The organism is Streptomyces sp. NBC_01298, from assembly GCF_035978755.1.
Lineage (GTDB): Bacteria > Actinomycetota > Actinomycetes > Streptomycetales > Streptomycetaceae > Streptomyces.
In genome coordinates, this window is the sequence record NZ_CP108416.1 from 13,644 (window position 1) to 27,717 (window position 14,074).

10 protein-coding genes are annotated in these 14,074 nt (G+C 67.3%); 6 read left to right on the top strand and 4 right to left on the bottom strand.

The window, feature by feature from the left end; all coding sequences use genetic code 11:
• Positions 1–216: 216 nt before the first annotated feature.
• A complete protein-coding gene (locus tag OG730_RS42850) occupies positions 217–1,662 on the bottom strand; it encodes an FAD-binding oxidoreductase (protein WP_442815244.1) in 1,446 nt (481 codons plus the stop codon).
• Positions 1,663–2,124: 462 nt separating this feature from the next.
• Here OG730_RS42850 and OG730_RS42855 point away from each other — a divergent pair, with 462 nt between their 5' ends.
• Positions 2,125–3,420, top strand: a complete 1,296-nt coding sequence (locus OG730_RS42855; protein WP_327309896.1) for an NAD(P)/FAD-dependent oxidoreductase — start codon at positions 2,125–2,127, stop codon at positions 3,418–3,420.
• A 149-nt stretch (positions 3,421–3,569) separates the two neighbouring features.
• On the opposite strand, the gene OG730_RS42860 is transcribed toward OG730_RS42855, so the two are convergent.
• Positions 3,570–4,139 carry a DoxX family membrane protein gene (locus OG730_RS42860; RefSeq protein ID WP_327309897.1) on the bottom strand — a complete coding sequence of 190 codons (570 nt, stop codon included), beginning with the start codon at positions 4,137–4,139 and terminating at the stop codon, positions 3,570–3,572.
• Between the two features lie 164 nt (positions 4,140–4,303).
• Positions 4,304–5,212, bottom strand: coding sequence for an aromatic prenyltransferase (locus OG730_RS42865; protein WP_327309898.1), 909 nt, complete (start codon positions 5,210–5,212; stop codon positions 4,304–4,306).
• Positions 5,213–5,494: 282 nt separating this feature from the next.
• Here OG730_RS42865 and OG730_RS42870 point away from each other — a divergent pair, with 282 nt between their 5' ends.
• The 5 genes from OG730_RS42870 to OG730_RS42890 all read left to right on the top strand — a co-directional run bounded on the left by OG730_RS42870 (position 5,495) and on the right by OG730_RS42890 (position 13,030).
• Entirely contained in the window at positions 5,495–6,403 is a 909-nt protein-coding gene (locus OG730_RS42870) for an aromatic prenyltransferase (RefSeq protein WP_327309899.1), read from the top strand.
• Between the two features lie 55 nt (positions 6,404–6,458).
• Entirely contained in the window at positions 6,459–7,895 is a 1,437-nt protein-coding gene (locus tag OG730_RS42875; RefSeq protein WP_327309901.1) for a vanadium-dependent haloperoxidase, read from the top strand.
• Positions 7,896–8,042: 147 nt separating this feature from the next.
• Positions 8,043–9,611, top strand: a complete 1,569-nt coding sequence (locus OG730_RS42880) for a DUF6851 domain-containing protein (protein ID WP_327309902.1) — start codon at positions 8,043–8,045, stop codon at positions 9,609–9,611.
• A gap of 110 nt (positions 9,612–9,721) precedes the next feature.
• Positions 9,722–11,299: a DUF6851 domain-containing protein gene (locus OG730_RS42885; protein ID WP_327309903.1), complete on the top strand. Its 1,578-nt coding sequence runs from the start codon at positions 9,722–9,724 to the stop codon at positions 11,297–11,299.
• Between the two features lie 165 nt (positions 11,300–11,464).
• Positions 11,465–13,030, top strand: a complete 1,566-nt coding sequence (locus OG730_RS42890; protein WP_327309904.1) for a DUF6851 domain-containing protein — start codon at positions 11,465–11,467, stop codon at positions 13,028–13,030.
• Positions 13,031–13,403: 373 nt separating this feature from the next.
• On the opposite strand, the gene OG730_RS42895 is transcribed toward OG730_RS42890, so the two are convergent.
• The gene (locus tag OG730_RS42895; RefSeq protein WP_327309905.1) at positions 13,404–14,069 is read right to left on the bottom strand and encodes a TetR/AcrR family transcriptional regulator; all 666 of its coding nucleotides are present in this window, start codon (positions 14,067–14,069) and stop codon (positions 13,404–13,406) included.
• Positions 14,070–14,074 lie beyond the last annotated feature (5 nt).

The following is a 14,074-nucleotide window of genomic DNA, read 5'->3' on the forward strand; positions in this document are numbered from 1 at the left end:
ACCCTGGCCCGGTCCGGTGGAGGCGGGCATGAGAAGCGCACGAGGAGTACGGGAGCCCCGGCCTCGGGACCCCGGACCGGGCACCGAAACGACGAAGGGCTCGCCCCCGGCCGGCCCCACCGTTCCCTGACGGTGGGGCCGGCCAGGGGGCGAGCCCTTCATCGGACGACCGGCAGGATCCGGTCTGACGCCATCCTTCGCCGGACCGGGCCGGGTTCAGCTGCCGATGCTCTGCGCGTGCCGGAAGAAGTCCGGCGCGTCGTACCGGTGCTTGACCGAGACCAGCCGGGAGTAGTTCTCGGCGTAGTACGCCTGCCGCCAGTCACCCAGGTCCGGGTTGGGGAAGTTGAGGTACGACTCGCCGCTCGAGAGCGGGTCGATGATGTTGAAGGCTTGGGTGGGCCACACCATCGCGGCCTCGGCCTCCTCCGCGGGCGGCTGCCCGTTGGACATCAAGGTCGCGCAGGCCACGAAGAATTCCGCGCCGCGGTGCACGTACGCGGTGTGCGTGCGGGGGACGTCGTTGGCGACTCCGCCGAGCGCCGTCAGGTACAGGTACGTGATGTGGCCCGGCCTGCGGTTGGCCTCGAAGGCCGCGAGCAGGTCCGCAACCCCGGAGCTACCCGTGGGGCGGTTGAGCAGCCGGGTCCGCTCCCTGAGGAACGGCGTGCGCCGGATCTTGGCGTTCGGGTTGGTGCCGTCGCGGTGGCACTCCTCCACTCCGAGCTGCTCACAGCCGTAGACGGCCTTCATCCCCTCGTCGTAGGAAAGCTCCTTGACCGCGCGGAAACTGGGCGTGGCACCCGCCTGCGCGGCCAGCTCGTTCAGAGCCTGCTCGATCTCCGCCTGCGGCCCGTGGTAGCCGCCGTTGATCTTGATCATCGGCACGTTGCCCGGGGCACCGTCGCGCAGGAGCACGTTCAGGGTCGAACCCAGGTTGTTCGAGCCGTTGGAGCACCACTCCTGCCAGGCCGTGATGATCTCCTGGGCCTTGTCCCACGGCCACAGGCTGTCGAAGTAGACCATGCGAGGAGCCGATATCGGACGCACCTCGAACTCGGTGGCCACACCGAAGTTGCCGCCGCCACCACCTCGTATGGCCCAGAAGAGGTCGGAGTTCATCCCCTCGGAGGCGCGCACGACGCGACCGTTCGAGAGCACCATCTGGGCCGAGACGAGACGGTCGCTCGCGACCCCGAACTTCCGCACCTGGAAGCCGATGCCTCCGCCCGAAATGTAGCCGCCCATGCGTACGGTGGCGCACGTGCCACCGACTATCTGCTTGTTGTGGGGCTTGAGCGCGACATGGGCGTCGATGGTCTGCACGCCGGGTCCGAGCCGCACGGTGCGGTCCCCGACCGAGACGCGGTTCAGCCGGCCGACGTCGAGGATCATGCCCTGGCCGGTGGACCAGCCGGCCAGGCTGTGGCCGCCGCTGCGGGTGTGCACCTGGATGTCGTGGTCACCGGCGAACTTGATGGCCGTACTCACGTCCTGGGCCGTCTCGCAGTAGACGACCGCCTGCGGCATCACGGAGTCGAGCTCCACCAGCACGCCCTGCTTGGAAGAGACGTAGGACTGGTCGGAGGGCAGCACCACCTCTCCCTTCAGGTGCCTGCGCAGTCGCGCCCACTTGTCTTCACTTCCGTATGCCAAACCCACTGATGATCCGATCGCGGTAGCCGCGAGGGCCACGCCGCCACCACTGCGAATAAGGGATCGTCTACTCAGCATCGTTCCTCCAGGACCAGATACCAGAACTGACAGGGGGTGAGTGGTTCATTCACGGGGAGCCTAGTACCACACTCCCGAATTTTGTCAGCTCCGCTCCCGCCCGGTGCCGCCCGGGAACACAGGAAGGAATGAGTCCGCACGGAAACGGCAATTGAGTCGACAAACCGTCGACCACTCCACGGAATATCGAGTTCAGTTCTAGCGCGGCTCTAGCCCGGCCCCGCCGCCGGTCCCCAAAACTTGTTTCAGCCTATTTTCCACTGAGCAATCTGGGCGATGACACCGGCCACCCCTTCCTTGCACGCTGGTCGTTGAAGCATTTTCTGCGTGCGTGGAGGGGGTCTTCACGCGGATCGCTGGTGCGGCCACATCGGAACTGGAAGGTCTTACATGTCGTCCACTCAATTCGGGTTTTCTGACGATTTCGACGTCATCGTCATCGGCGGCGGACCCGCCGGTGCGACTACCGCCGCGCTGCTCGCCAAGCGCGGACACCGTGTTCTCGTGCTCGACCGTGAACGATTCCCTCGGTACCACGTCGGCGAGTCCCTGATTCCCGGCGTGATGGTTCCCATGGAGGAGCTCGGCCTGGTGGAGCGCATGGAGGCCAAGGGCTTCGAGCGCAAGTACGGCGGCACCCTGGTGTGGGGCAACAACGAGGTTCCGTGGAACTTCTCGTTCACCACCGGCGGCCGCATCGAGTACGCGTACCACACGCGCCGTGCCGACCTGGACGCGCTGATCCTGGACCGGGCGCGTGAACTCGGCGCCTTCGTCGTGGAGGACGCGACGGTAAAGGACACCATCGAGGAGGACGGCCGCGTCGTCGGCATCCGCTACGCGCTGCGCGGTCTGAACGGGACCCAGGAAGCACGGGCCCGGCTGATCGTGGACGCTTCGGGGCAGGCTCGGGTGCTGGGCCGCAAGTACTCCGAGATCAACTGGAACGACCAGCTGCGCAACGTGGCGGTGTGGACGTACTTCGACAACTGCCACCGCCTCCCGGGCAAGGAGTGGAGCAACATCCTCATCGAGGGGACCAAGGACGGCTGGTTCTGGGGCATCCCGATCGACAAGGGTGTCTTCAGCGTCGGCTACGTGACGCGTTCCGCGCTCGCGTCCGAGTCCGACCAGTCCCTGGAGGACCTCTTCCAGGCCGAGATCCAGAACACGTCCAAGCTGAAGGACCTGCTGCGGGATGCCACCCCGGCCGCGGGCTACCGTTCGGCGCGCGACTGGTCCTACACCAACGAGAACTTCCACGGCAACGGCTGGGTCCTGGTCGGCGACGCCGCCGCCTTCGTCGACCCGCTGTTCTCGACCGGGGTGGCGCTCGCCACGCTGGCGGCCAGCACGCTGTCCAAGGTGCTCGACAAGATCCTCAAGCACCCGGAGATCGAGGAGAAGGCCCTCGACCGCTACTCGACGGCGTACCAGGACTTCTTCCACGACATCCGTCGGTTCGTCGAGGGGTTCTACGACCGCTCGAAGAGCAAGGGCTTCTACTTCAACATGGCCCAGGACATGATCGACCCCGACAAGAAGGACGATGCCGAGGTCGACTTCGTCAAGCTGATCTCGGGTCTGAGCGGGCGCGAGGGTGGCCTGTTCGAGCTGAACGTCGACGACCTCATCGAGGGCGCCGACGTCACGGCCGACGTCACGGCGGAGGTCACCGGCGGCTGACGCCGGCTCGGTAGCAGCACGAAGAAGCTCCCGTCGCAGGGGATCCCCTGCGACGGGAGCTTCTTCGTGCTGCTACCGACCGACCCGAGAAGCGGAGTTGCGTGGGGATCGCCCAGCCGTACGGACGGAGCCGGAGGTACGGGGTTGGTTCAGCTCGCCCGCTCCGGCGCTGTGACGGGCTCGCGCTCGCTCGTGGACCGCGGCCGCCCCCGCCTGGCCTCGAAGACCGTGAGACCCGTCGCGCCGGCCACCGGCTCCACGGCCGGGGCCGGGCGCTTCCGCTTCTTGGTGTGGCCGGCGATCGCCAGCGCGCCCGACACGATCACCAGGTTCTTGAGGATGTACTGGCCCTCGAGGGTGCCGATGAAGAAGGACTCCCAGGTCTCCCGCGGGAACATGAACAGGGGCGTGAAGGTGCCCGCCATGTGCGCGAGGAGGACCATGATCGTCAGCCTGGGCAGCTTCCCGCTGACGAGAAGCAGTCCGATCACCGCCTCCAGCGCTCCGGTCAGGACCGTCGCGAGCGTTCCTTCGATGATCCCGAATGTGAGCCGCTCCACGGTCTCGGCGGCCAGCGGTTCCGCCGGGCTCAGCCCCGGAAAGAACTTCGGCACTCCGAACCACAGGTAGATGATTCCTATGGAGATCCGGAGTGCCGTAATTCCGAACGAGGCTCCCAGACCCTCGATGAAGCCAGCAACACGCCTGTACGTCCGCATGGGTTTCGACTCCCCGTATTTCTCATTTCCGGCTGAATTTACAGATGAGGCTGTCATGTCCCGCCCAAGCCTCGGTGGAGAGGCGGCAGGGCAGAACTAGCGGGTCGTCGGAGGAGCCCGTTCGGCGGTCTTCAGTTGTCCAGGGCGGTACCGGTGGGGCGGAGTCAGTGGCCCGCGGGTGCGGGGCCGAGAAGGATCCTGGCTTCCAGGGAACCCTCGGACAGCTGGTAGTACGTCTGCAGCTTGAAGTACTCGCCGCCGGCGTAGGAGGCCACGTTGTAGAGGCCCTGGACCGCTCCGGGGTAGGTGTGGGAGACCTTGCCGGCGAAATCCTCGACGACCGGATCGACGGCGACGCGGCCGGACAGGGCGCGGGCGTCCGGGACCATGGTGGCGAAGGTGATCCGCTGGATCTTCGAGGACTCCCAGTCCAGGGTGGTGTAGATGCCGACCGCCTGCCGGGCGAGCTCGAGCATGCGCTCGCTCGGTTCGGGCAGGCCCAGGTCGCTCAGCATCGCGCGCACGGTCTCGGGTTCGCGGCACTCGGCGGGGAACTGCAGGAAGTAGACGTTCACCGTGCGGCTCGGGTAGTCGATCCCGATCATGCTGTTCTTGTCGTCGAGGCCGTAGCGCGTGTAGAAGTCCAGGTTCTCGGCGAGGCTGCGCGGCATGGACGGCAGCGCGGCGACCTTGGACAGCTTCTGCAGGTTGTCGGCCGGGAGGAACGTCCACGTCTTCTTGAAGCCTCCGACGACTCCGAAGTCGACGCCGTGGGCGGTCACCGGGATGTGCTCCTGGACCTCCTCGAGCAGCTTGCCCACCGGATGGTCCGTCGCCTCGGCGATGCCCTGGGACACCGCGTACAGGTACGGGTTGACGTCCCCGGGCAGCGCCGTGAAGCGGCAGTCGAGGTCCTCCGAGCCGCGCGTGGTCACCCGGAAGGCGACGACGACCTTGTCCAGGTCGTACGCGGACAGGATGGGCTCGACCTTTTCGCGCGAGGGGGATATGTCCAGCAGCCCGGCTGTTTCCTCGATGGCGCTGTAAAGACCTTCCATGCCTGCGCTGGCCATTCGTCCTCCAGGTTTCTTCTGTGTTGAGCGTCTTGTTAATCAGACGGCCGACCGGGTATTCATTGACCCTGCGGCCGGAGGTCACATTGCCTAGGATCAGGGCCTACCGGCATGGCATGTACCTTTTTCGCACCCGGTGAATTGTCGGTGCCGGATAGCAGACATGTCAAGCTGACTCCTATTTTGAGTACATCTCAAGCGACCCTCTAGCAGTGGCTGGTAATATTCGCCGCAGGAATTCGCACGGGAATAGGCGATCGACGTCGAGCATTTGGAGTTTTGATGTCCGAAGGTGTTTCGGCACAGGAGCTGTATTCGGCTATCGAGCAGACCGCTCGACTGGTCGATGCTCCCTTTTCGCGTGAAAAGGTCTGGCCGATCCTCTCGGCATTCGAGGGTGGATTCTCGGAGGACGGCGGCGTCGTTCTCAGCCTCCAGGCCGACGAGGAGGTCGCCGAGGTCGAGTACTCGATCCAGGTTTCACCGGGAATCGAGGACCCCTATGCCCACGCCCTGGCGCACGGCCTCTTCAAAGAGACGGACCATCCCGTCCGCGCACTTCTCGAACAGGTAGTCAAGCTGGCCCCCACCAGTGAGCACTACATCGACTGCGGAATCGTCGGCGGATTCAAGAAGATCTACGCGAACTTCCCGCACGCCCCGCAGAAGGTGGCAGAGCTCGCCGAGCTTCCCGCCATGCCGCGTGCGGTGGCAGGGAACCTGGAGTTCTTCGCCCGCTACGGTCTCGAAGACGTGGCCCTGGTCGGAGCGGACTGCAAGAACCGCACGGTGAACCTGTACTTCCAGCTCCCCCCGGGCATCGCCGGCGAACTGGAGCCGCAGACCGTGGAGGACATGCTCCGCGAAACCGGGATGAGCGAGCCGAGCGAGGAGATGCTGGCGTACGCCGGCAAGGCCTTCCGGGTGTACGTCACCCTCAGCTGGGACCACGCGGAGATCCTTCGGATCTCCTTCTCGCCGCAGCCGCGCCGCAGCGTCGATCTGGCCGAGCTGCCGGCCCGGCTGATCCCGCGGATCGCCGAGTTCATGCGGGCCACCCCCCACAAGTACACCGGGGCCCTGATCAACGCCACGGCGGCCAAGTGGTCGCACGAGAAGGAGTTCCTCGACCTCGCGTCGTACTACCAGGTCTCCCCCCTGCACTTGAAGGCCATCGAAGCACAGGAATGACGGGCGCACCCGCTCTCGGAACGCGGAGCCCCTTGCTCAGGAAAGGCATCACCCCGTGACGACTTCCGGTCGCGCCCAGCAGATACCCTTCGACTTCGACAACGGCAATTTCATCCGGGACCTGATCACCACCCACGGCGGCGGCGGCTACCCGCCGGCGGACGCCATGGCCCCGGCTGACGTCGCCAGCTACACCTGGCTCACCCACCTGCTCCAGACCTCGTGGTTCGACGCGCTGGCCCCCTACCACCCGACGGCGGTCGGCATCTGCTCGCGCATCCCGCGCCGTCCGGCGGAGGAGTCCGCGACGAACCGGAACAAGAACATCGCCGGTCTCTACGCCCTGTTCCAGGTCGTGAAGGCGGTCTTCGAGGAGCGGACGCCGGTGCTGCGCCAGGCGCTGACCGCGCTCGGCCTGGATCCCGACGACGAGTCCGCGGACCTGACCACCGCGGTCGGCATCGGCAACACGGCCGGGAAGTCGGTCGTCGCGTCCCGCTTGCACGATGGCATGAACGTCCTCGGCGACAAGGGCCGCGCGTACAACGGGCTGCCCTACGAGGACTACACCGGCTACCGCTCCGTCAACACCGCCGACGAGCTGTCCGATCCCTCGCGCTGGCAGCCGGCCACCGAGCCGCACCGCCGCCGCATCGACGGCGGACCCGGCGACAAGGGCGTCTTCACCGCCCAGCGGTTCGCCACGCCGCAGCTCGGGCTGGTCACGCCGCAGACGTACAAGGACCCGTCCGAGTTCGAGCTCGAAGCGCCCGGACACCTGGACCACACGGACGCCGAGGCGTACAAGGCCGCGGTCGACGAGGTCCTGGCGGCGTCGGCCAACCTCACGGACGAGCAGAAGGTGAAGGCGGAGTTCTTCGAGCACACGCCGCTGTCGGTGACCCTGTCGCCGCGTGCCGCCGCCGTGGCCCACGACCTGGACCTGGACGGCTGGGTGCAGCTGTTCCTGGTGACCTCGGTCGCGCGGTTCGACAGCCTGATCGCCGCCTGGCACCACAAGCGCGAGCACGACGCCGTACGACCCTTCAGCGCCGTACGGCACGTGTACGGAAGCGACCCGGTGACGGCGTGGGGCGGGCCCGGCAAGGGCACGGTCGACGACATCCCCGGCGACGAGTGGACCGGCTACCTGCCGGTCGCCAACCACCCCGAGTACCCCTCCGGGTTCACCACCCTGACCGCGGCCCAGGCTCAGGCGGCCCGCAGCTTCCTCGGGGACGACGTCCTGGGCTGGACGCACACCTTCCCCGCCGGCTCGGCGCAGAAGGAGCCGGGCGCCGTCCCGGCCACCGACCTCGAGCTGACCTGGTCCACCTGGACCGACTTCGAAGAGGACTGCGCCCGCAGCCGAGTGTGGGCCGGCGCGCACTTCGCGAAGACCGTCGAAGCGTCCGCTCGGTTCGGCGCGCAGTTCGGAAACCTGGCTCACGAGTTCGTCCAGCGCCACGTCACGGGCGACGTCGAGAACTGATCCCCCCAGCGGCGGGCAACGGGACAGCCGTCTGCCCCCGCTGCGCACGGTCCCGTCCCGCCGAGCGCGGTGACGCCGGATACAAGGCTGAGCCGTGCGCACCACCGATCTTTCGTTCCCACTCAAAACAGGACAGGAAATTCACTCATGACGACGTCCGGAAGCTCTCCCGTCGCCGGTCTTGCCCGCAGGTCGCTGATGTTCGCCGGTCTCGGTGGTGCCGCCACCGTGGCGCTGACCGGCCTGGGTTCCGGCACTGCCGCGGCCGCGACGGGCGCCGCCCCCGCCGGGCCCGCCTTCAACATAGACACCGACAACTTCCTGGAGTGGGCGCAGCCCAGCGACGACATGGCCGGGGTGTCGCCGAACGCGGACCTGTTCGGGCCCATGGACGTGACCGTCTTCCTCTGGATCAACCGCCTCACCGCCCTCGCGGTCTTCGACGCGCTGGCTCCGTACCACGACACCGCGGTGGGCGTGTACTCCCAGATCGCCCGCCGGCCGGCGTCCGACTCCGCCACCAACCGCAACCTGAACACGGCTGCCATCCACGCCACGTACCAGATGTGGAAGCGCGTGCTGCCGTCGAAGATGGCGAACACGCGGGCCATGATGACCTCGATGGGCCTCAACCCCGACGACGAGTCGACGGACCTGACCACCCCGGTCGGTATCGCCAACGCCGCGGCCAAGGCCGTGTGGGAAGGCCTGAAGGACGACGGCATGAACTTCCTCGGTCACGAGGGCGGCCGGAAGTACAACCCCAAGCCGTGGTCGGACTACACCGGCTACAAGCCCGTGAACTCGGCCTGGGAAGTGAAGAACCCCTCGCGCTGGCAGCCGCAGCTCGTCCCCCACAACGGCCGCCGGCTCGGCGGTGGCCACGGTGACGTGGGCATCTACACCGTCCAGCACATGGTCACCCCGCACCTGCGCAAGGTGAAGGCTCACATCTTCGACAAGCCGGAGCGCTTCCACCTCCCCCGGCCGAACCACATCGACCACACCAACCCGCGCGCCTACAAGCGCTCGGTGGACGAGATCCTCAGCGCGTCGGCGAACCTCACCGACCGTCAGAAGCTGCTCGCCGAGGTCATGGACAACAAGATCTGGGGCATCGGGCACTCGGCGATCGTCATGGCACGCAAGCACAGCGCCGAGCTGGGCTTCCACGGCTGGATCCACTACATGCTGGAGCACATCCTGGCCACGTTCGAGGTGACCATCGCCGCGTGGAACCAGAAGATCAACTACGACGCCGTGCGCCCCGTCACCGCCATCCGCCACGTCTACGGCAAGTCCAAGGTCACCGCCTGGGGCGGCCCGGGCAAGGGCACGGTCAAGGACATCCAGGCCGACGAGTGGAACAGCTACCTCGGCGTGAGCGACCACTCGGAGTACCCGTCGGGCTCCACCACGGTCGCGGCGGCCTCGGCCCAGTCCGCACGGCGCTACTTCGGCACCGACGAGCTGGGCTGGAAGTTCACCATCAAGGCCGGCAACTCGATCGTGGAGCCGGGCGTCACGCCGGCTGCCGACCTCGAGATCAACATCCGCACCTGGACCGAGTTCGCGCAGATCTGCGCCGACAGCCGGGTGTGGGGCGGTGTCCACTTCCAGACCACGGTCAACCGCTCGCTGGAGTTCGGCCGCCAGTTCGGTGACCTGGCCCACGAGTTCGTCCAGGGCCACGTCAAGGGCAACGTCAAGGGCTGATCCCTTCCCCACCGCGGCGGCGGGCGTCCCGCCCGCCGCCGCGTTTCGACGCGGCCGGCCGCACCCTGCCACGCCCGCGCAGCATTCCTCTCCCAAGGCAAGGAACTGTCATGACGACGTCCGGACACACTTCTGTCTCAGGCTCCTCGCTGGGCCGCAGGTCGCTGCTGGTCGGCAGTGCCGCGGCCATGGCCATGTCCACACTGGCCTTCGCACGCACGGCCGGTGCAGCCACGACCGACGAGATCCCCAAGATCGATTTCGACCTGGACAAGGGCAACTACATCAAGTGGGCCCAGGTCGACGAGGACCACGCCAGTGGTTCGGCGGCAAGGCTCGCGTTCATCGGTCCGATGGACGCGACCGTCTTCCTGTGGACCAGCCGCGTGGCGATGCTGTCGGTGTTCGACGCGCTGGCCCCGTACCACGAGACCGCGGTCGGCCTCTACTCGCGGATCCCGCGCCGGCCCTCCAGCGAGTCCGCCACCAACCGCAACATGAACATCGCCACCATCTACGCCCAGCTCGGCATCTGGAAGCGGATGCTGCCGAACGACATCGGCGCCATCCGGCAGATGATGGTCGCGTTCGGTCTGAACCCCGACGACACCTCGGAAGACCTGAGCAGCCCGATCGGCATCGGCAACGTGGCCGCCAAGACCGCCTGGGCGGCCCTGAGCCACGACGGCATGAACGCCCTCGGCAACGAGGGCGGCCGCGAGTACAACCAGCAGCCGTGGGCGGACTACACGGGCTACGTGCCCGTCAACACGCCCTACAAGCTGAGCAACCCCTCGCGCTGGCAGCCGCAGCTCGGTGCCCACAACGGCCGTCGTGTCGGTGGCGGCCCGGGTGACATGGGCATCTTCGTCAGCCAGCACTTCGTGACCCCGCAGATCCGGCGGGTGAAGGCCCACATCTTCGCCGACCCCTCGAGGCACCAGCTCCCGGCGCCCACGCACAGCGACCACACCGACGTCCGCGCCTACAAGCGCTCGGTGGACGAGATCATCGAGGCGTCCGCCAACCTCAACGACGAGCGCAAGGCGCTCGCCGAGATCATGGACAACAAGCTCTGGGGCATCGGCTACTCGTCCGTCGTCGTCGCGCGCCACCACGACAAGGACGATTCGATGGGCGTCCAGGGCTGGGCCCAGTGGCTGCTCCAGCACATCCTGGCGACGTTCGACACCCTGATCGCCGCCTGGCACCAGAAGCACAAGTACGACGCGGTGCGCCCGATCAGCGCGGTCCGCCACGTGTACGGCGACCGCCGGATCACCGCCTGGGGCGGCCCGGGCAAGGGCACGGTCACCAACATCCGCGCCTCCGAATGGCGCAGCTACCTGCCGGTCAGCGACCACCCCGAGTACCCCTCGGGCTCCACGACCATCTGCGCCGCGGGCTCGCAGACGGCCCGGCGCTTCTTCGGCTCCGACGCCCTCGACTGGACGATCAACTTCCCGGCCGGCTCCACGCTGATCGAGCCGGGCATCGCTCCGGCCAAGGACCTGAAGATCCACTTCAACACGTTCACCGACCTCGACAAGGCGTGCGCCCGCAGCCGCGTGGACGCCGGCGTCCACTTCGGCAAGACGGTCGAGCGCTCCCTGGAGTTCGGAAAGCAGTTCGGCGACATGGCACACGAGTTCGTGAAGCGCCAGGTCGAGGGCAACGTCAAGCACTGACGTCGCCCGAAGGCGGTGGTCCTTCCAGGCCCCGCCGCCGCGCTCCGCTCTCACCGCCCGCGCCGGAAGGCGTCGGCGAACCATCGACATCCCGTTGCTGACGAAAGGGCCTCCACAGGCTCGCCTCTGGAGGCCCTTTCCATGCCAATAAAGAGGAAGACGATCATGACCCTCGGATTCAACTCCGCCCCGTCGCTGGGCCGCAGGTCCCTGCTGGTCGGCGGCAGCTCCGCCGCCCTGACGATGCTGGCCTTCTCCCGCACGGCCGGTGCCGCCACGACCGACGAGCCCCCCAAGATCGAATTCGATCTGGACAAGGACAACTACATCAAGTGGGCCCAGCCCACCAAGGACGAGCACGGCAAGTACTCGCCCAGCCTGGACTTCATCGGCCCGATGGACGCGACCGTCTTCCTGTGGACGAACCGCGCCGCGATCCTGGCGGTGTTCGACGCGCTGGCCCCGTACCACGAGACCGCGGTCGGCATCTACTCGCAGATCCCGCGCCGGCCCTCCAGCGAGGCCGCCACCAACCGCAACATGAACATCGCCTCCATCTACGCCCAGCTCGGCATCTGGAAGCGCCTGCTGCCGCGCAACATCGGCCGCCTGCGCCAGCTGATGGTCGCGTTCGGTCTGAACCCCGAGGACACCTCGGAGGACCTGAGCAGCCCGATCGGCATCGGCAACGTGGCCGCCAAGACCGCCTGGGCGGCCCTGAGCCACGACGGCATGAACGTCCTCGGCAACGAGGGCGGCCGCGAGTACAACCTGCAGCCGTGGGCGGACTACACCGGCTACGTTCCGGTGAACACTCCCTACAAGGTCACCGACGCCTCGCGCTGGCAGCCGCAGCTCGGTGCCCACAACGGCCGTCGTGTCGGTGGCGGCCCGGGTGACATGGGCATCTTCGTCGGCCAGAGCTTCGTGACCCCGCAGATCCGGCTGACCAAGGCCCACATCTTCTCGGACCCCTCCAAGTACCAGCTCGCCGCGCCGAACCACACCGACCGCGCCAACTCGCGCGCCTACAAGCGGGCCGTGGACGAGATCATCGAGGCGTCCGCCAACCTCAACGACGAGCGCAAGGCGCTCGCCGAGATCATGGACAACAAGCTCTGGGGCATCGGCTTCTCCTCCATCGTCGTCGCGCGCAACAACGACAAGGTCAACGCGATGGACATCTTCGAGTGGGCCCACTGGACGCTCCAGAGCATCCTGGCGACCTTCGACACCCTGATCGCCGCCTGGCACCAGAAGCACAAGTACGACGCGGTGCGCCCGGTCACCGCGGTCCGCCACGTGTACGGCAACCGCCGCATCACCGCCTGGGGCGGCCCGGGCAAGGGCACGGTCACCAACATCCGCGCCTCCGAGTGGTCCAGCTACCTGCCGGTCAGCGACCACCCCGAGTACCCCTCGGGCTCCACGTCGATCTGCGCCGCGGGCTCGCAGACGGCCCGGCGCTACTTCGGCTCCGACGAACTCGACTGGACGATCGACTTCGCGGCCGGCTCCATGCTGGTCGAGCCGGGCATCGCTCCGGCCAAGGACCTGAAGATCCACTTCAACACGTTCACCGACCTCGACAAGGCGTGCGCCCGCAGCCGCGTGGACGCCGGCGTCCACTTCGGCACGACGGTCGAGCGCTCCCTCGAGTTCGGCCGGAAGTTCGGCGACATGGCCCACGAGTTCGTGAAGCGCCAGGTCGAGGGCAACGTCAAGCACTGACGTCCCCGCCACACCTGAAAAAGCTGGGCAGTTCACGCAAGACGCTCGGCCGGGGCTTCCCGGCCGAGCGTCTTGCGTGGTCCGGAGGCCTCACGCGAGCACCGTGACGGCGACGAGTCGGCCGCCTGCGCTGATCGCACAGGCGGCCGAAACCGCGTCGGAGCCGACGGGCCATTGCGCCGCTCCCGGCCGGTCCGTTCGCTGATGCCGACGGTCTTGCATGCTTCTCGGTTGCTCAGCCCTTGGCCCACGAGCAGCAAGCATCGCTCCCGCTCCTTGCGAAGCTTCTTGTGCCCACCGACACCTGGTTGCGACGATCACTAGAACTCAAGGTTTCGAGTACCGGGGCCGTCTCACGCACGGATCCACCGCGTCACACGTCGCCGGGCCCGTTCTCGGCCGGGCGTCCGACGGCTGCGGGGTGCTCCAGCACCGACAGGGCGCGTCCGATCATCTCCACCAGATCGGTGTCCTCGGGGTGGTCTCCCCACAGGACCTGGTGGAAGGCGCCCGTCATCGCTCCGACCAGGACGCGAAGCTCGAGGTTGTCCGCCGTCAGGCCGGACCGTTCGGCGAACACCTCGCTCACGGACTCGATCCACCTGTCCTGCTCCTCACCCACGAGAGCCCGGATCGCCGGCACCTGGCGCACGAGCGCCCGCCGCCAGCGGTACTCCTCGCTGAACTCCCCGGAGAGCCTGCGCACCATCTCGGTCACCACCGCCCTCAGCGCGGCCAGCGGAGGCTCCTGCGCAGGGCGCTCGCGCAGGAAGGCCATGCTGAAGTTGGCGTAGTCGTCCGTCAGGACGATGTGCTCCTTGCTGGGGAAGTACCGGAAGACGGTGCTCGGCGAGATCTCGGCCGCGGCCGCGATCTGCTCGATGGTGGTGTTGTCGTACCCTCGCTCGTCGATCAGCCGACGGGCCGCCTCACGGATCGCCTGGCGCGTACGCAGCTTCTTGCGTTCGCGCAGGCCGAGGCCTGCTTCAGCGACGGTCGTCGCCGGTGATGTCGGTGCGCTGGTCACGGGAGAGGGCATAGGAC